We start from the raw sequence: 17,067 nt of genomic DNA on the forward strand, positions 1-17,067 counted from the left end.
TTCTAATGGAGAAATAGAGATCATGGAAGAGAACGTACTGAAAGCAATGGAAGAAGCAGGCAAGCCGGTTCGTCCGGGTGAAGTGGCCAAGACCCTCGGCGTCGACAGTAAAGACGTTTCCAAGGCCATCAAGACCCTGAAAGAAGCCGGCAAGGTAATGTCCCCCAAACGCTGCTACTACCAACCCGCATAAACAAACCAGAAATTTTAAAGAGCCATAACCCTCCTTTAAAAAACAACCTCACTGTCCCTCAAGCCCCGGTCTCACGCCCCCGAGACCGGGGTTTCCTTTTTGGGAGGGAGGATAATTAATCCAAACTCAACCGCTCAAAAAACTATCATTACATTAATACGCATGAACCATTGTCTCATACATTGACCACAACCCAAACAAGCCGATAATAGCACCCATAATTAGACAAACATTTTTCAAACGAAACGTATGCTGAGATTACTTAAATTATCACTCCCAGTTGTTGTCTTGGGTGTTTTCGTTGGAAGCAACGACCCATTATTGCCCTTTCTGCAAGGCACATGGATAGCTCCACTGTTTCAACCATTTGAATATGGGAACTCAATCATATTCAATTTCTCATGTGGCTATTTAATATCCATATTTTTTTGGTTTTTACTCGTGCACATCCCCGAATCACAACAAAGAAATATTATTAAAGACAACATGAGAAAACGATATGAATCGTTTAAACAAAATACTATTTGCAACCTTCTTTATGCTGCGGGAGGGACCGCTGCGAACTATGAACTAGTTAATGAACTATGTGATCATAATAAGTTCAAAGCCTATTTCAGCGACGACAATAGGCAGAGATGGTATGATGCACTTAATGGACTGGATGAAAACAATAGATATATCTATGACATCCACATCGACTTAAAGTTGCTATATAATGATATAAGTTGTGTTCTTAACTCTGTAACTTTCACCGATGACAGATGTCATACACAATTTGTCACCCTACAAGAAAACATCTTTAAATTAATCAATTACAACGACTGTCACTACGATCATATCAGGCATATATCTTCATTTTTATTCAACGTATTGGCTTCGTGGAGTAGTATTGATGGAAAGAAAAGCGAAGATCTCATACAAAAGTTGATTGACCATATTTAACTTGGATAAAAATCCGTCCCCGAGCGAAGCGAGCGATAAAAGGTTTAGGAGATTCTTAAGAACCCTTTTCCCAAAGGGTTCTTAAGCCGTCGGAGACGCCCCTCCGGCGAGGAGGCCCCGCTGGCGAGGGCCCGCCGGAGGCCAAAATACACACGTTTACTGCCGCCGCGATTTATGCGAAGGTCCGCCCATCTTTTGAAGGGAGAGAGACTTCGATGGAAAAACTCATATTGGTACACGTGACCGGCAACGACAGACCGGGCCTGACCTCGGAATTGTCCGAAGTGCTGGCCGGCTTCGATGTGGCCATCCTCGACATTGGCCAGGTGGTCATTCATAATTTCCTTACCTTGGGCATACTTATCCGCCTGCCCTCGGATTCCCAGCCAGTCCTGAAAGACATGCTGTTCAAGGCCCATGAACTGGGCGTCACCATGAAACTTCACCCGCTGGATGAAGCCGACTACGGCAAATGGGTGGACATGGCCGACCGTCAGCGCCACATCATCACCCTGCTGGCCCAGACCATTTCTTCGGAACATATTGCGGCCATCACCAAAGTGGTCAGCGAATCCGGCCTGAACATCGACACCATCCACCGCCTGTCGGGTCGCGTGCCTCTGGACTGTGGCGACTTTGAATGCTCCCGCGCCTGCGTGGAATTCACTGTCCGCGGCACACCCAAGGATATCGGCGAAATCCGCTCCAAGTTCCTGGACATCTCGGCCGACCTCATGGCTGATATCGCCTTCCAGGAAGATGACATTTTCCGCCGCAACCGCCGTCTGGTCTGCTTTGACATGGACTCCACCCTGATTCAGGCAGAGGTCATCGACGAGCTGGCCAAGGAAGCGGGCGTGGGCGATGAAGTGGCCGCCATCACCGAATCCGCCATGCGCGGCGAACTGGACTTCAAACAAAGCCTGCGCAAACGCCTGTCCCTGCTCAACGGCCTTGATGAATCCGTGCTGCAAACCGTAGCAGACCGCCTGCCACTGACCGACGGTGCCGAGAAGCTCATCTCCACCCTGAAGAGCCTCGGATACACCATCGCCATCCTGTCCGGCGGGTTCACCTACTTCGGCAACATCCTCAAAGAGAAGCTCGGCATCGACTACGTCTACGCCAACGAGCTGGAGATCATCGACGGCAAACTCACGGGTAACGCCGTGGGTGATATCGTGGACGCCGAGAAGAAGGCCGAACTGCTCCAGGAGATCGCGAAAAAGGAATCCATCGCCCTGCAACAGGTCATTGCCGTGGGCGACGGCGCCAACGACCTGCCCATGCTGAATCTGGCAGGCCTCGGCATCGCGTTCCACGCCAAGCCCAAGGTCAAGAAAGGCGCGCGCCAGTCCATCTCCACCTTCGGGCTGGACTCCATCCTTTACCTGATCGGCTTCAGCGATCGAGAGCTGGACTAGATCAAATTACGATTGAGAAAAAGAAAAGGGAGGCCGTTTGGCCTCCCTTTTTTTATTCGGATGAGGGTACCAGCGCGCATAAATACGCGGTGATGATCTCCGCGATGGACTTGTCGCGGTTGTTGAAGCGGAACTCCAGCTCCTTGAGATAGAGCGGGAACCGCTGGCAGGAGATGCCCCGGAACCGCTTGATACGGGACTGAGCAAACTCCCAGAACTCATCGTGCACGGCGTCGATGTGAGGCGGCTCGTCATAGCGACGGATAACCTCGTACGGCAACGAATCGTTACCGCAGAACATCAGCGCATCGTATTCCTTGTAGCGATCGGTGTAGACGAGGTTGCCGGTGCGGATGAGCTTCAGGTGGAAGTTCATGTGGAAGTGGAACAGTGTCTCAGCCTGAAAACCGGGCACCAAGTCGATGAAGACGTGGTCGTCACGACGCAGGATGCCGTAAACCGGGATGGTGTCCATGCGCATCTCGCGGGGGCCGCCGGTAAGACGGTTGCCCTTGAGATAGGAATCGAGGCCGGTGGCCGAGCTGATGAGCTGGCGGGCATCGATGGCATGGGCGAGGATGGCGAAGCGGATGGCAGTGAGCGCCTTGTAGACCGTGTTGTAGGACAGAGACAGCTTCTGCTTCATCTGGTGGACGGAACATTCGTCCACGAACAGGGTCACAAGATGCAGCCATTCAGAAGGTGAAAGCGCACCGTTGTTGATCCAGCGACCGGAAAAGGGCTGGAAGGTGTACTTGCAGCTGGCGCAGCGGAGACGGTCACCGGACAAGGTGTAGACCTTGCGGTGGCCACAGCGGGGACAGAAGGCATCGCCCGTGGGCCAGGTGAGGGAGAGGAGATACTCCCGCGCTTTTTCGTCGCTCTCCAGAAGAGAGTCGAAGCCGCCGGGGGCATCAGGTATGCAGCTGGGTGGTATAACAGTCATATTCTTGCGAAACGGTAATTCGGCGGACATAGGCCCTCCCGTTTAGAATCCCCAAGCGGAAAGAGTTGCACGGCGATAGCCCTGACCAGCGGCCACATAGTCCAGCGCCAGGGAATCGAGGTCATCCAGCACCGGGATGGCCACGCGGTCCAACTCACGGAAATCAATGGTCTTGATATATGTCTTGCAGGATTCACAAACATCAACGCGGAAGCCGGGTTCCTCGTCCACGGTGAAGAAGGTCAGCTTCTTCTGCTCCTCTTCGCCGCAGACCGGACAAGCGAGGCGCTTGATGCGGTAATCGTGACGACAGAAGGAGCAAGTGGCGTGACGGAAACCTTCCTTTTCCTCAAGGGAAGAAATGAGCGGCAGGCTGCCACAGATGGGACAGGTGCCGACAGCCGGGACCTTCATATCGGGCAGGCTTAAGGACAGGACCGCGGCGGTTGCTTCGATGGACGGAGCCAGCGAGGCGAATGCCAGAAAGGCGATGGCCTTGGGTGCATCGGGACACCGCTCGGCCCAGGAGCCAAAGAAAGTGGAGTCGTCCTGCATGTACTTGGAGAACAGCCCTTCCGCTGTCAGGTCGCCGGATTCGAGAGCCGCTTCGACGCCCTTGGCTGCATCGGCCAGGGGGCCTTCCATTTTCTTGAGCAGGTCGATGAGCTTGCCCAACAGCTCTTCGGCCTGGGCAGCGTCATAGGGAAAATCTTCGCGGGCCACCAAGGACACGCCCTGAATAATCTGTTCAGGAGAGGCAATCTCCAGTTCATCGGGAATGGACACCTTGACTTCAGCCCGCGCGGCCAGTTGCAGATGCGCCACTTCATCCAGCAGGTTGATCAATTCCTCGGATATATAAGACTTGCCTCGTAACTGAGCCAACTTCTTGTCGAGCAGACGCCCGGCTTCTTCCACGTTGAATTCCATTGGTATATCCCCTTTTGGTATTTTCCAGTGTGGGTAAAAACCTATGGGTCCAACCCTATCTTGCCAAAGCCTTGACACCTACTCAAGGTTTGACACCATTTATTACAACAAACTGTAATAAATGACTATATTAAAATCATTATCATGCTCAAACGGGCATAATCCCGACTAATTCAATCAAAAATACAGCATGTTCCGGGAATGTGACAAAAGGCGTTATATTTTTTCTTATTGGTTAATTTCCTCTTTGCATTAGCTTTTTCAATAGCTCTGACACCAATCCCGATCAAATTAGTAAGTGTTCCCGGCAACCTTGCCATAGGGGTGATAAATTGCATCAGCCCCTTTGTTTCCATGACGATTTCCATGCTATGAATGAAACAAGTCTCTCCAGACCCGGAAGTGCGGCAGCATGGGGGTTGTCGCGCCCGTTTCGGACCTCAACCATGGGAGTTGGAACATGCGGAACATCGTCATCGTGGGCGCGGGTGCTGGCGGCACCATGGTCGCCAATCTGCTGCGAAAAGAACTGGATGAAGAAGAATTCGATATCACCATCATCGACAGGGACGAGAAGCACCATTACCAGCCGGGCTATCTGTTCATACCGTTCGGCATCTATTCCAAGAAGGACGTGCTCAAACCCAAGCGGGAGTTCATCCCCGAGGGCGTCAACTTCGTCATCGACACCGTCACCAACATCGACACCAAGGGCCGCAAGGTGGAGGCCGTCAAGGGCAGCTATGACTACGACTGGCTGGTCATCGCCTCGGGCGCACGCATCGATCCCACCGAAGTGGACGGCATGATGGACGGCTGGCGCGACACCATCTTCGACTTCTACTCTCTGGGCGGCGCCACGGCCCTGCGCAAGCAAATGAAATATTTTTCCAACGGCAAGATCGTCCTGAACATCGCGGACGTGCCCTACAAGTGTCCCATCGCGCCGCTGGAGTTCGTGTTCATGGCGGATTGGTTCTTCACGGTAAACGGCGTGCGTGACAATGTGGAAATCGAGCTGGTCACGCCGCTGGACGGTGTTTTCACCAAGCCCGTGGCCACCAAGGCGCTTTCCAAGCTGGCCGAGAAGAAGAACATCAAGGTCACGACCCAGTTCGCGCTGGACAGTGTGGATGCCAAGAACAAGCAGATTCTCTCTGCCGACGGTCGCGACGTGGGATACGATCTGCTCGTCTCCATCCCGCCCAATCTCGGCGACAAGGCGATCACGAATTCCGGCATGGGCGACCCCATGGGATTCATGCAGACCGACAACCACACCCTCAAGGCCGAGGGACATGATCGTGTTTTCGTATTGGGTGACGCCACCAACGTGCCCGCCTCCAAGGCCGGGTCCACCGCCCACTACCAGTCCACCACGGTGGTGAACAATCTCATCCGCGAGATTGACGGGTACGATGCCAAGCCCACCTTTGACGGCCACGCCACCTGCTTCCTCGCCTCCGGTTTCGACAAGGCGGTGTTGCTGGACTTCAACTATACCGTGGAGCCGCTTCCCGGCATGTTCCCCTTCCCGGGTATGGGACCCTTTGACTTGCTCAAGGAGTCCCTTGGCAACTACTGGGGCAAGATGATGTTCCGCTGGGTGTACTGGAACCTGATGATGAAGGGACTGGAGTTGCCACTGGAGCCGCAGATGAATCTGGCAGGCAAGGTGCGCCGTTACGTGGAGCAGGAGGGTTAGACCATGACTCGCGAAGACGAAATCCTCGAACGGCTGGACCGTCTCGAAGCACTCATGACGCCCATGGCCCAATCGGCCCGCGCCATGAACGAATTCAAGGAGGAGCTGACCCCACGCGTCAACGAGCTGGTCAAGCACGTCATCGTCGAACTCGCCGAGATCGACTCCGACTTCCAGCTCTCCGACCTGACCCGACTGGGCAAGAACATGCTCCGCAACATCAACAACATCAACTACGCCCTGAACCAGCTCAAAAACGCCATCGACTTCGTGGACACGGCCGAGCCGCTCATGAAGATCACCGTGCCGTACTACATTCAGCGTCTCGACGAGCTCGAACAAAAGGGCGTCTTCAATCTCCTCACCGCCGGCCTCACCACCCTCGAACGGTTGGCCGAGACCTATTCCGCCGAAGAGATCGAACAGATCGGTACAACCCTCGTGAACCTCACCGGCGCGCTTCAGAAACTCGGCACCCCGCAAGCCGCCAGCTTCCTCGACCACATGGCCTCCATCCCCGGCCGGGTCGACATTGCCGAACTCGAAGCCCTCGGCGCCGTCGACCTCTTCAAGGCAATGGCCGACGAAGACGTACGCAAAGGCATGGGGTTGTTGCTGCAATTAACCAAGGCCATGGCTCCTCCGGCGTAGGATGCCTCCGGCGGCTGGGGGAAGGGGAGAAGGAAACCCTTTGAGAAGGGTTGTCCCTCTCCCCTTCCCCCAGACCCCCATCCCCTCTCCCTTCCTAAACTTTTTGTCGCTCGCTTCGCTCGAATCTGGACGAACTTACCGGTAGTTTCTTCCTTCCGAACGGCACTCAATCCCACCACATTCCATCCAAGAACCAACACCAGCCCTTGAGCACGAAGCCTAGAAGCTGACCAAATCGAATGCCGCCGGACACAACTCGGCTATCGGCAGCGACGAACGTCGCGCAGCACGATGCAAGGCATTCTATTTGGATCAGATTCTTGGCGAGAACTCACGAGGTGGCCAAGCTGGTTCTAACAAAACAAATAGACGCAATTATAGATAGTTGCTTGTATCACATTATTCGTGCAGCATGCCGCATCTACTTAAAGATAATCCTGTATGTTAACTTTCCGCCAGGAGATTTTTATGGTCAAATATTGCCCATTGATAGTCATCGGCTGCTTAATGCTACTTCTGAACCCTATTGCAAGCCTCGCATCTCCCCTTGCCCAAAATTCGACTGCAATTGAAAAATCAGTTGAAGCCCTCAACAATGGAGACATTGAACAATTTGAAAAATGGGTGAATGAGATCTATTATTCGGATTCACCCACGGTCCAGGCAGGACTTCAAGCTATGAAAAAAGAGGATTATGCCCTAGCTCGAACATACTTTGAGGTTGCCGCGAACAAAGGGAACACTGAAGCCATGTTTTTGATGGGGCAGCTTTACAGAAAAGCGTTGGGAGTATCCAAGAACGTTGAAAAAGCCTTGTACTGGTACCATAAAGGAGCAGACCTTGGAGACCTAGATATTCAGCATTTTCTTGGAACCCTTTATTTCGGGTCTGAAGACCGGAGTTTCCCGCACGATACTCAGCGAGCACTTAAAATCTTCAAGAGTGCAGCACTGTCAGGAAATAAAGATTCTTGTCTTATGTTGGGATTTCTTTCTGGGTATGGCCTGCAAGGAGAGGTGGATTTAGACGGTGCAATCAAATGGTTTGATAAGGCAGATTCCTTAAACGACCCACAAAGCCAGTACTATCTTGGAGACATGTTCTTTCAACAAAAATTATACGAATCTGCGCTGTCTTGGTTTCTGAAAGCGGCGGAACAAGGTCATACTAAGTCCATGAGAAAAGTCGGAAAGTGCTATTATCAAGGGCATGGTACCAAGCAAAACTTGGTTCAGGCCTACCGATGGTTGTCGCTGGGGAATACACATGACTGGAGTGATATACGATCAATGCTGGATAGCATAGAAAGTCAAATTACATCATCGGAAAGAGAACAAGCTGAAAAACTTATCCTAGCCGGCAAAAACAAATATCCACAATAAACTATTTTTTGCTGGCTTCGCTCAAAATTTGACGGAAGAACAAAGCCTTAATCCTACAACGTAAAGCTCCCCATAGCGACACACATACACATAACTCCCCTGCACCAGCCCTTGAGCACGAAGCCTAGAAGCTGACCAAATCGAATGCCGCCGAGCGCGGCCTGGCAATCGGCAGCGACGAACGTCGCGCAACACGATGCAAGGCATTCTATTTGGATCAGATTCTTGGCGAGAACTCACGAGGCGGCCAAGCAGGGAAAGCCGCGTTTCTTTGGTTCTTTCTTGGGGCGGCTCAGCCAAGAAAGAACCGCCGTCCGCGCAGGACGCCCCCGGCAGGGATCAAATCAGTAACGTCGCCGCCCGCTTCGGGCGGCCTTCCTTATCTCCCCCAACCTCCATTATACTTTACAAACCCTCACAAGACGCTCAAACTGGCCTCCTCCGTAGTTTCAGGAGAAAACCTATGAGCAAAAGACTATTATTACATATATGCTGTGGTCCCTGTTCCATCACCACACTCAAGACGCTGCTGGATGAGGGCTATGACGTCACCGGACTGTTCTTCAATCCGAACATCCATCCGTTGCAGGAATACGTGAAACGGCGTGAAGGCTGCCTCGAGGTGGCTGAAAAGCTCGGCATCAACGTCATCGTGAAAGACAACGAGTACAAGCCGCAGGAGTGGTTCCGCGCCGTGGCCTACCGGGAGAACAACCGGTGTTTTCACTGCTATGCGCAGCGACTGGAACGCACGGCCCAGATCGCCAAGAAAGGCAACTTCGACTTTTTCACCACCACGCTTCTCTACTCCAAGTATCAGAAGCACAAGGAAATCACGGCCCTTGGCTATGATCTGGAATCGGCCAAGACCAAGTTCCTCTACCATGACTTCCGAGAAGGCTGGCAGGACGGTATCGATATCTCCAAGGAGTGGGGTATCTATCGCCAGCAATACTGCGGCTGCCTGTACAGCGAGAACGAACGTTTCCAGAAGGAGTTGAACAAATAGCCATGTCCGCCGTTGAACGCTTTTCCTTCCTGTTTCGCCGAGAGGCCTTCCTGCTGGTCTTTGTGGCGGTCGCGTTTGCCATGGGTATTTCCGACGGCATCGACGGGCAGGGCTGGGGCTTCGGGCTGCTGACCATCGCGGTCTACACCACGCTGGCGTGGTTCACGCACCAGCGGCGTCACATCCCCACCCTGATGACCATACTGGTCCTCATCCTGACGGGGTCCGGCTATCTCTATGACTCTTTCACCTCACTGACCATGAGCGCCGATCCGAATATCCTGCTCATGATCTTCAAGGGCACGGTGGGCGTCTACCTCACATGGGGCGCCCTCATCATCCACCGCGAACACCGCATCAGGGACTAGACAATGGGCAAGATCTACGGCGAAGATGCCCCGGTGAAGCCCGCCTTTCCCTCGGCAGGCACCAAAAAGAACGGCTTGGCCACTCCCGGCAAGAAGGGCATCCTTCTCTACATTCACGTACCGTTTTGCCAATCGCGCTGCCACTACTGCAATTTCCACTCGCAGGCCTTCAATCAGGTGACCTTTGCCTGGTATCATAAGCTCCTGCTGCAAGAGATCGCCCTGTGGGGCAAGCGGCTCAAGAAGCCGAAGCTCGCCACCATCTATTTTGGCGGCGGTACCCCGAGTCTGATCCCGCTCCAGCAGTTGGATCACATCATGAAGGCCATCAACAAACACTTCAAGATGACCGACAACATGGAGGTCACGCTGGAGGCCAACCCGGACTCGGCACAGGACGTCAGCTATTTCCGGGCACTGATTTCCATGGGCTTCAACCGTCTGTCGCTGGGCATGCAGAGCATGAACGACGTGGACCTCAACACCATGGGCCGCCCGCACAACGCCTCCATGACCCTGTCATCTTTCAACGAGGCTCGCCGCGCCGGATTCGGCAACATCGGCGTGGACCTCATCTGGGGGCTGCCCGGGCAGCGGCTCAAGGGATGGATCGACCAGCTTGCCGCCGTGGCCAACCTCCGGCCCGAACACATTTCTGCCTACAACCTGACCCTTGAAGAGAACACGGTCATGCACAAGATGTGCTCCGAAGGCGGCGACTTCCCCCTGCCCTCGGAAAAGGAACAGGGTCGCATGTTCATCTACGGCGCGGAATATCTCGAATCCATGGGCTACCTCCACTACGAAGTCTCCAACTTCGCCCGCATGGGGTTCATGTCCGTCCACAACTCCGGCTACTGGGACGGCACCGATTATCTCGGCCTCGGCCCCTCGGCCGTGTCCACCATTGGCAAGCGCCGCTTCAACAACCCGCGCTACATGGACGAATACGACGCCTATGTTCGTGGCGGTCTCGTGGGTAATGATTTCGAGGAGCTGACGGATGCCGATCTGCTCGCCGAGATGGTCATGCTCTCGCTCCGCACCTCCAGGGGGCTTGACCTCAATGAGTACAAGAAGCGCACGGGACATGACCTCATCAAGCGCAAGCAAACGCTCATCACCGCCCTGCACCGTGAAAATCTGGTGCGCATCAGCCACGGCTTTCTGCGCCTGACAAAAAACGGTATGCTCGTGTCCAACGTCATCATCCAACGGTTGGCATTCGAGTAGGAGCTGCCATGGACATTCAGGAGAAAATGACCCGTCGCATTCAGGACGACGAGGGCAAGAACCGACGCGAGCTGCTCTACGAACTGCGGCTGCAGCGGCTCGAGAATCTCCGAATGCGCGAACAACTGGGCCGTGCCCCGGAAGATTTCGAAGCCCGGCGCGAGCTCCAGTATCTCGAAAACATCGCCCTCTTCGAAGAGGCGCGGCGCAACGCCGACAATCTGGATGACATGATGGACTCCCTCCTGGGTGTCATCCGATCCATTTTTCAATGCGATCAGGCGTGGCTGATGTATCCCTGCGACCCGGACGATCCGCACTGGCATGTGCCGTACCGCTCCACCTCGGCGGAACATCCCATCCCCATGGCGCGGGACCAGCTCATGCCGACCACGCCGGATCTGGCCGAGAACTCCCGACTGGCCCTCAAAAAGCAGAAGCCGGTGCCGCTTGGAGAAGAGAGTGTCGTCAAAGACATCCCCGAAGCGGCGCGCAAGGCTGCGGCAAAATCCGCCCTGCTCATCGCCCTCTATCCCAAGACAGGCAAACCGTGGCTCATGGGGCTGCACCAGTGCGCCGTGCCGCGCTATTGGACCGACGAAGAAAAGCAGATGTTCCAGGACCTCTCCGGCCGCATCTCCGACAACCTCTCCGCCACTCTGTTTTATCGTGATCTGGAGCAGAATCAGGAGCGACTCAAGCATCTCTCTTCCAAGCTGTTCCAAGCCCGCGAAGATGAACGCAAGCGCATAGCCGAAGAGATTCACGACGAGCTGGCCCAACCCGTTCTTGCCGTGAAGATGGGGGTGGAAAACGCCCTCTACCTGCTGGATGACGATGCGCCCGAGGCCTTGCAGCGCTCACTGGAGAGCGCCACCAAGCTGACGCAGGAAGTGGTGACAAAGATGCGGTCCATGCAGACCTCGCTCTATCCACCCACCCTGCGCGACTTCGGCGTCATCACCGCCCTCTGCGGATTCATGGCCGACTTCGCCAACATCTACACCACGCTCTCGGTCTACAAGGACATCGCCGTGCAGGAAGAGGACATCCCCGAGCACCTTCGGGTGGAGGTCTTCCGACTGGCGCAGGAGGCCCTGTACAACGCGGGCAAGCATAGTCAGGCTGACACCGTGACCGTAGGTTTGAAGCGGGAGAACTCCCGGCTGATGCTGGAAATCAAGGATACGGGCGTGGGCTTTGATCCGGCCACGACCATACGCTATCCGGCCAGACGCCTCGGCCTCGGCCTGACCAGCATGATGGAGCGCACAGAGATGTCCGGCGGCACATTGGAGATCGACTCCAACCCCGGTTGTGGAACCACTATCCGCGCAAGCTGGAAACTCGATTCCATCCCGGTCGAGTAGCGGCTGCTACCCGACAATCACCGCATACACCACACCGACGAGCGCGATGGAAACACCGCGCAGCACCTGATTGTGCACGATGAGCTTCATGGCCATGCGCGGCTTGAAGATACCCGCATAGTACGGAAACTGGTGACGGAAGGCGCGCATAGGCGAAGACAGCACATTGCCGAGCATCAGCGCCAGGATGATCTGGACGGACGTCAGCTGCGAGTCGGCAATGAGCGCGCTTGCCGCGGCCAGTCCGGCAGTGAATTCACCAGCCATGTGGAACGCTACGATGCCCAGCGCCTCAGGCGGCAGGAAGGAAAAGAAGCCCACATTGGAGGACATGGAATCCTGCAACCACGTGAACATGCCGAGCTGTTTGAGCACAAAGAACAGCGTGTAAATCGGCAGGGTGATCTTCAAAATCTTGGGCAGGCGTTTCTTAAAGCGTGTCCACGTCTGTTTGACCGCATTCACCTTCTTGCGCTTGGCCTCCATCTCATCCAGACGACATGGCAGGCACCCTTCAGGCAGCGGCGGCAGCAAGTACCGCCCGGCAAACGTAATGGCCATGGTCCGCAACACTGCGGCAAACGCAGTCAGGCCGACGTACGTATATGCCACCTCGCCAATGAACGGGGCAGCGATGAAGAAGATGGTCGGCAGATGCAGAAAGTAGGTCGGCAACGAGTTGAACAGGTTGGACAGGATCAACTCCCTATCCGATATATCCCCCTTCTCATGAGCCTCGGACAGCATGGTATTGGCCGTGACGCCCGAGAAGAAGGCCATGGAAAAGGCGGCCGCGCTGATATCCTTCAGGCGGGCACGACGGGCCAGCGGGTCAGCCAGTTTGGCCGCGTACCGGGTCCAGTGCAGGGATTCAATAAGATTACCAACGAACAGACCAATCGATATGAAGAAGGTCAACCGAAGCAGCGGGTAGAACAAGCCGTTCCAAAGTGTAGGCCATGTGAGATCGAGCATGAGAATCAGAATAGGATGCCGCTTCGCGGCGATGTCAGATGACTTCGCCTCCGGCGGGCAAGGACTCGCGCCCTTGCATCCCGCTTATGCGCCTCCGGCGCGGGTTATCAATTAGAGCAATTTACCTCACCCGAGAACCTCGAGCGAAGCGAGCGATAAAAAGTTTTGGAGATTCTTAAGAACCTTTTACAAAAGGTTCTTAAGCCGTCGGAGACGCCCCGCCGGCGAGGCGGCCCCGCTGGCAAGCGCCTCTTACTTCCGCTTCTTCACCTTGATCTTGCGCACCTGAGCGGCAACATCGTCGGTCATATAAATGGTGTTCTTGTCCCCCGGGAAACGGGTGGCGCGAACATCCTTGCAATACTGCTCCATGTAATGCACCGCTTCCCTGCCCTGCTGCCCATACTGACGGACGAACTTGGGCGTGAAGCGATCGAACATACCGAGCAGGTCATGGTAGACGAGAATCTGCCCGTCCGTGACATTCCCCGCACCAATACCGATGGTGGGAATGGTCAGGGCGTCGGTGATGAGCTGGGCCACTTCTACGGGGATGGCTTCGAGAACCACGCAGAAGGCGCCGGCTGCTTCCACGGCCTGGGCATCTTCGAGGAGCGCCTTGGCAGCTTCCACGGACTTGCCCTGCGCCTTGAATCCGCCGAAACGGGCAACGTGCTGCGGAGTAAGCCCGACATGGGCCATGACCGGGACACCTGCGGCCACAATGGCCTCGATCTGCGGCACCACGGACACGCCACCTTCGAGCTTCACGGCCTTGGCGCGGCCTTCGCTGATGAAACGGCCCGCGTTGCGTAGTGCGTCATCCACGGTGGCGTAGGACATGAAGGGCATGTCGGCAACGAGGAGCGCACGTTTGACACCGCGGCTGGTGGCGCGGACGTGATGGATCATCTCGTCCATGGTCACGGAAAGGGTATCCTCGTGTCCGAGTACGACCATGGCAAGGGAATCGCCCACGAGGACAAGGTCCATTCCGGACTGATCCACAATGGTTCCAGTAGCATAGTCGTATGCAGTCATGCAGGTGATTTTCTCACCGTTCTTGCGCGCCTGAATATCGGGCGCAGTCACGGGCTTGGCCTGAGACGCGGGGGTGGAGACTTTGGTTGTGCTCATCCCATGAAGTTATGACCCTCAACGAAGTGCGTCAAGCAAGTGCAGGTAAAATTAACACGAATACGAGCAAATTGTTGAGGCCTAGCCTCTGTCGCGGATAAGGCCGCCGGGAGTGCGGGCAACGACCTTGTTGCGCCCTGACTCCTTGGCCATGTAGAGGCGCCCGTCGGCCAGCTTGAGCATGGAGCCAAGGTCCACCCGGTCGGTGCAGAGTCCCACGCTGAGGGTCACCTTGAGATCAAGCCCGTCCACTTCGGTCTCGGCCTGCTCCACGGCATCGCGCATGTCATCGAAGAGCTCTGCCACGCCCCGGGCGGAGTCGTGGATGCTGAGCACACAGAACTCCTCGCCGCCAAAACGGCTGACAATGGCATTTTCCGGAAAATGATCGGCAATGATGGTGGCCACGGACTTGAGCACCACGTCACCGGCATCGTGCCCGTAGGTGTCGTTGACCTGCTTGAAGTGATCGATGTCGATCATGGCCGCACAGACCACCTGCCCGTTCTCACGCGCCTGCTCGAGGAACTCCTCGGCGTTCTCGAAGAAATAACGGCGATTGCAGAGTCGGGTAAGTGGGTCCTTGTAGGAGAGATCACGAATAATCTCGATGCGCTGGAGCATGTCCACGTTGTGGTCTACGCGACAGTAAAGCTCTTCCTTGACGAAGGGTTTCTGGAGAAAGTCGTTGGCTCCGTTGGTGATGAACTTCACGGAGAGCATTGAGTTGGTCTTGGCAGAGATGCCGATGACAGCCAGATCTTCCTTGGAGTAGGTCTTCCGGATTTCACGCACCAGCGAGAAGCCGTCCATCTCCGGCATTTCATTATCCGTGATCACCAGCTTGATGTCCGGCCTTTGATTCAGGAGCTTCATAGCCTCGACGCCATTTGCCGCCTCGACCACGCGATAGTGACGATTGGTCAGAAATCGAACAAGCGCCATGCGCATGGAGCGGGAGTCGTCCACCACCAAAATGGTGACTTCCTCGTTATGAACCATGCGCCCCACGGAACTGACCACCTCGGCAATCAGTTTATCACCCTCTCCAGTGACCACATCGGCAATGCTCAGCGTGGAAAGTTTCCCCCGGATATCATCAGTGAAGTCACTACCGTACACGACGGCCGGAACCTGAAATTTCGTCAGACAATCGAGCAGAGACTTGGCCCCGGCATCTTCAAAGCCCACCAGAGCCGCCACCATATTATCTGGAAAATCTTCGATGTAGGCCACAGCCTCTTCAACCGAAGAGGCAAGACACATGGGCAAGCCGACATCACGGATCAAGGCCAGGCCAATGCTTTCCGCCAGTTCTTCATTAGTCTCGAGGACCAGAATTCGATTGCTGCCGTCCGACAGCGCACAGGATTTCAAAAGCTCAGTCATTTTCTTTTGTTAACCCCTGCCTAGCGACGCACATTGGGGCTCGGCGGATCGCCGACCACCCGGTTTCTGCCACCTTCCTTGGCCGTGTACAAACGACTGTCCGACAGCTTGAGCATGGCCTCCAGTTCAAGCGGTTCGCAGCAGATGCCCACACTGATGGTCACCTTGACCTCCTGCCCCTCGTACTGGATGGAAGCTCGCTCCACCCCCTGACGCAGCCCGTCAAAGGCCCCGACCATGTTGTCCGAGGGGGCATGGGATACCAGCACGCAGAATTCCTCGCCACCGAAACGGCTGACAATGGCGTCTTCGGAAAAGTGCTCGGCCACAATGGCAGAGACCATCTTGAGCACCTCGTCGCCACCGTCATGGCCGTAGGTATCGTTGACCTTCTTGAAGAAGTCGATATCGAGCATGCCCACGCAATGGGACTTGCCGCTCTTGGTGGATCGTTCAATGAACTTGTCCGCATTCTCGAAAAAATAGCGACGGTTATACAGACGGGTGAGCGGATCCTTGTAGGAGAGGTCGCGGATGAGTTCGATGTTGTTCAGCATCTCCACGGCGTGGTTGATGCGGACGTGGAACTCCTCGATATGAAACGGCTTGGGAATGAAGTCGTTGGCCCCGGTCTTGATGAGGCGGGCGGAGAGCACCTCTTCATCGCTGGCAGACATGCCGATGATGGCGAGGTCGTTCTTGGAGTGCTCGGCCCGGATCTTGCGAATCAGGTCGAAGCCGTCCATCCGCGGCATATCATAGTCGGTCAGAACCAGCTTGATGTCCGGATTCTCCTCCAGCACCTCAAGAGCCTCTACTCCATCGCCAGCCTCCAACACCTGAAAAAGCTGCGTCCTGAGCAACATAGCAACAGAATCTCGCAATGTTCTGGAATCATCCACCACCAGTACCTTGGTGCTGCGATTCTTGTGGAGTCTCTTGATGGTGGACAGCAGGAGCTCGACAGAGGCGTTGGAGTCCTTGAGGATGTAATCCACCAGATTCCAGGTCACGAACTTGTTCCGCTGCTCCACATCGAAGTTACCCGTAAACACGATGGAGGGGATACCCTTTTGCAGCGCGTAGTCAATGATCTCGCCATTGGGAGCATCGGGCAGGTTCAGATCAAGCAGGGCCACCAGATAATTATCGCGGCAGCAATCGATAATCTTCACGGCATCGGCATAGGTGGACTTCCAGTCGACCTTGTAGCCAAGCTCGTCCTGAATACGGCGGCTCAACATGGAGGCGAAGAACTTGGAGTCTTCAACAATAAGTACGGTGGGCGTCACGGCCATGGCTTACCTTCTCATAAATAGTAATCTTTCGTAGTAATCCATCCTACATAGTTGGTGTCCGCTTGTCTCTTATATTTCCATAAAGGAAAATGCCGGGCGTGTTGGCGCCCGGCA

The 17,067-nt window shown here is 55.1% G+C and carries 16 protein-coding genes; 9 read left to right on the top strand and 7 right to left on the bottom strand.

Annotation, left to right across the window (positions count from 1 at the left end; translation table 11 throughout):
* Positions 1–22: 22 nt before the first annotated feature.
* Complete coding sequence (locus HFN16_RS05005) at positions 23–193, top strand: MarR family transcriptional regulator (RefSeq protein WP_168889665.1); 171 nt, start codon at positions 23–25, stop codon at positions 191–193.
* A gap of 1,157 nt (positions 194–1,350) precedes the next feature.
* Positions 1,351–2,559 (top strand): phosphoserine phosphatase SerB, encoded by a 1,209-nt coding sequence (gene serB, locus HFN16_RS05010; RefSeq protein WP_168889666.1) that lies wholly within the window; start codon positions 1,351–1,353, stop codon positions 2,557–2,559.
* Positions 2,560–2,611: 52 nt separating this feature from the next.
* Here serB and HFN16_RS05015 read toward each other — a convergent pair whose 3' ends face one another.
* The 3 genes from HFN16_RS05015 to HFN16_RS05025 all read right to left on the bottom strand — a co-directional run bounded on the left by HFN16_RS05015 (position 2,612) and on the right by HFN16_RS05025 (position 4,803).
* Positions 2,612–3,505 carry a transposase gene (locus tag HFN16_RS05015; protein ID WP_168892262.1) on the bottom strand — a complete coding sequence of 298 codons (894 nt, stop codon included), beginning with the start codon at positions 3,503–3,505 and terminating at the stop codon, positions 2,612–2,614.
* A 42-nt stretch (positions 3,506–3,547) separates the two neighbouring features.
* Entirely contained in the window at positions 3,548–4,435 is an 888-nt protein-coding gene (locus HFN16_RS05020; protein ID WP_168889667.1) for a formate dehydrogenase accessory protein FdhE, read from the bottom strand.
* A gap of 173 nt (positions 4,436–4,608) precedes the next feature.
* On the bottom strand, positions 4,609–4,803 hold the full coding sequence (locus HFN16_RS05025; RefSeq protein ID WP_168889668.1) for a hypothetical protein: 195 nt from the start codon (positions 4,801–4,803) through the stop codon (positions 4,609–4,611).
* 92 nt (positions 4,804–4,895) lie between these two features.
* Here HFN16_RS05025 and HFN16_RS05030 point away from each other — a divergent pair, with 92 nt between their 5' ends.
* From HFN16_RS05030 to HFN16_RS05060, 7 genes are all read left to right on the top strand, one after another.
* Positions 4,896–6,140: an FAD/NAD(P)-binding oxidoreductase gene (locus HFN16_RS05030; protein WP_168889669.1), complete on the top strand. Its 1,245-nt coding sequence runs from the start codon at positions 4,896–4,898 to the stop codon at positions 6,138–6,140.
* Positions 6,141–6,143: 3 nt separating this feature from the next.
* On the top strand, positions 6,144–6,791 hold the full coding sequence (locus HFN16_RS05035; RefSeq protein WP_168889670.1) for a DUF1641 domain-containing protein: 648 nt from the start codon (positions 6,144–6,146) through the stop codon (positions 6,789–6,791).
* A 468-nt stretch (positions 6,792–7,259) separates the two neighbouring features.
* A complete protein-coding gene (locus HFN16_RS05040) occupies positions 7,260–8,174 on the top strand; it encodes a tetratricopeptide repeat protein (protein ID WP_168889671.1) in 915 nt (304 codons plus the stop codon).
* Positions 8,175–8,637: 463 nt separating this feature from the next.
* Positions 8,638–9,183: an epoxyqueuosine reductase QueH gene (locus HFN16_RS05045; protein ID WP_168889672.1), complete on the top strand. Its 546-nt coding sequence runs from the start codon at positions 8,638–8,640 to the stop codon at positions 9,181–9,183.
* Between the two features lie 2 nt (positions 9,184–9,185).
* On the top strand, positions 9,186–9,551 hold the full coding sequence (locus tag HFN16_RS05050; protein ID WP_168889673.1) for a hypothetical protein: 366 nt from the start codon (positions 9,186–9,188) through the stop codon (positions 9,549–9,551).
* 3 nt (positions 9,552–9,554) lie between these two features.
* Positions 9,555–10,784, top strand: coding sequence for a radical SAM family heme chaperone HemW (hemW, locus tag HFN16_RS05055; protein ID WP_168889674.1), 1,230 nt, complete (start codon positions 9,555–9,557; stop codon positions 10,782–10,784).
* 8 nt (positions 10,785–10,792) lie between these two features.
* On the top strand, positions 10,793–12,154 hold the full coding sequence (locus HFN16_RS05060) for a sensor histidine kinase (RefSeq protein WP_168889675.1): 1,362 nt from the start codon (positions 10,793–10,795) through the stop codon (positions 12,152–12,154).
* 6 nt (positions 12,155–12,160) lie between these two features.
* Here the strand turns inward: HFN16_RS05060 and HFN16_RS05065 are convergent, their stop codons facing one another.
* From HFN16_RS05065 to HFN16_RS05080, 4 genes are all read right to left on the bottom strand, one after another.
* Positions 12,161–13,129: a hypothetical protein gene (locus HFN16_RS05065; protein ID WP_168889676.1), complete on the bottom strand. Its 969-nt coding sequence runs from the start codon at positions 13,127–13,129 to the stop codon at positions 12,161–12,163.
* A 252-nt stretch (positions 13,130–13,381) separates the two neighbouring features.
* Complete coding sequence (gene panB, locus HFN16_RS05070; RefSeq protein WP_168889677.1) at positions 13,382–14,266, bottom strand: 3-methyl-2-oxobutanoate hydroxymethyltransferase; 885 nt, start codon at positions 14,264–14,266, stop codon at positions 13,382–13,384.
* Positions 14,267–14,347: 81 nt separating this feature from the next.
* A complete protein-coding gene (locus HFN16_RS05075; protein WP_168889678.1) occupies positions 14,348–15,655 on the bottom strand; it encodes a diguanylate cyclase in 1,308 nt (435 codons plus the stop codon).
* A 20-nt stretch (positions 15,656–15,675) separates the two neighbouring features.
* On the bottom strand, positions 15,676–16,953 hold the full coding sequence (locus HFN16_RS05080; RefSeq protein WP_168889679.1) for a diguanylate cyclase: 1,278 nt from the start codon (positions 16,951–16,953) through the stop codon (positions 15,676–15,678).
* Positions 16,954–17,067 lie beyond the last annotated feature (114 nt).

This window comes from Pseudodesulfovibrio sp. zrk46 (genome assembly GCF_012516435.1).
In the GTDB taxonomy this organism is placed as follows: Bacteria; Desulfobacterota; Desulfovibrionia; order Desulfovibrionales; family Desulfovibrionaceae; genus Pseudodesulfovibrio.

Excerpts from the sequence above, each read along its gene's own strand:
- HFN16_RS05030 (WP_168889669.1), top strand. The coding sequence starts at position 4,896 with ATGCGGAACATCGTCATCGTGGGCGCGGGTGCTGGCGGCACCATGGTC.
- HFN16_RS05035 (WP_168889670.1), top strand. The coding sequence starts at position 6,144 with ATGACTCGCGAAGACGAAATCCTCGAACGGCTGGACCGTCTCGAAGCA.
- HFN16_RS05005 (WP_168889665.1), top strand. The coding sequence starts at position 23 with ATGGAAGAGAACGTACTGAAAGCAATGGAAGAAGCAGGCAAGCCGGTT.
- HFN16_RS05060 (WP_168889675.1), top strand. The coding sequence starts at position 10,793 with ATGGACATTCAGGAGAAAATGACCCGTCGCATTCAGGACGACGAGGGC.
- HFN16_RS05080 (WP_168889679.1), bottom strand. The coding sequence starts at position 16,953 with ATGGCCGTGACGCCCACCGTACTTATTGTTGAAGACTCCAAGTTCTTC.
- panB (WP_168889677.1), bottom strand. The coding sequence starts at position 14,266 with ATGAGCACAACCAAAGTCTCCACCCCCGCGTCTCAGGCCAAGCCCGTG.
- HFN16_RS05050 (WP_168889673.1), top strand. The coding sequence starts at position 9,186 with ATGTCCGCCGTTGAACGCTTTTCCTTCCTGTTTCGCCGAGAGGCCTTC.
- HFN16_RS05025 (WP_168889668.1), bottom strand. The coding sequence starts at position 4,803 with ATGGAAATCGTCATGGAAACAAAGGGGCTGATGCAATTTATCACCCCT.
- hemW (WP_168889674.1), top strand. The coding sequence starts at position 9,555 with ATGGGCAAGATCTACGGCGAAGATGCCCCGGTGAAGCCCGCCTTTCCC.
- HFN16_RS05015 (WP_168892262.1), bottom strand. The coding sequence starts at position 3,505 with ATGACTGTTATACCACCCAGCTGCATACCTGATGCCCCCGGCGGCTTC.
- serB (WP_168889666.1), top strand. The coding sequence starts at position 1,351 with ATGGAAAAACTCATATTGGTACACGTGACCGGCAACGACAGACCGGGC.
- HFN16_RS05020 (WP_168889667.1), bottom strand. The coding sequence starts at position 4,435 with ATGGAATTCAACGTGGAAGAAGCCGGGCGTCTGCTCGACAAGAAGTTG.
- HFN16_RS05075 (WP_168889678.1), bottom strand. The coding sequence starts at position 15,655 with ATGACTGAGCTTTTGAAATCCTGTGCGCTGTCGGACGGCAGCAATCGA.
- HFN16_RS05040 (WP_168889671.1), top strand. The coding sequence starts at position 7,260 with ATGGTCAAATATTGCCCATTGATAGTCATCGGCTGCTTAATGCTACTT.
- HFN16_RS05065 (WP_168889676.1), bottom strand. The coding sequence starts at position 13,129 with ATGCTCGATCTCACATGGCCTACACTTTGGAACGGCTTGTTCTACCCG.
- HFN16_RS05045 (WP_168889672.1), top strand. The coding sequence starts at position 8,638 with ATGAGCAAAAGACTATTATTACATATATGCTGTGGTCCCTGTTCCATC.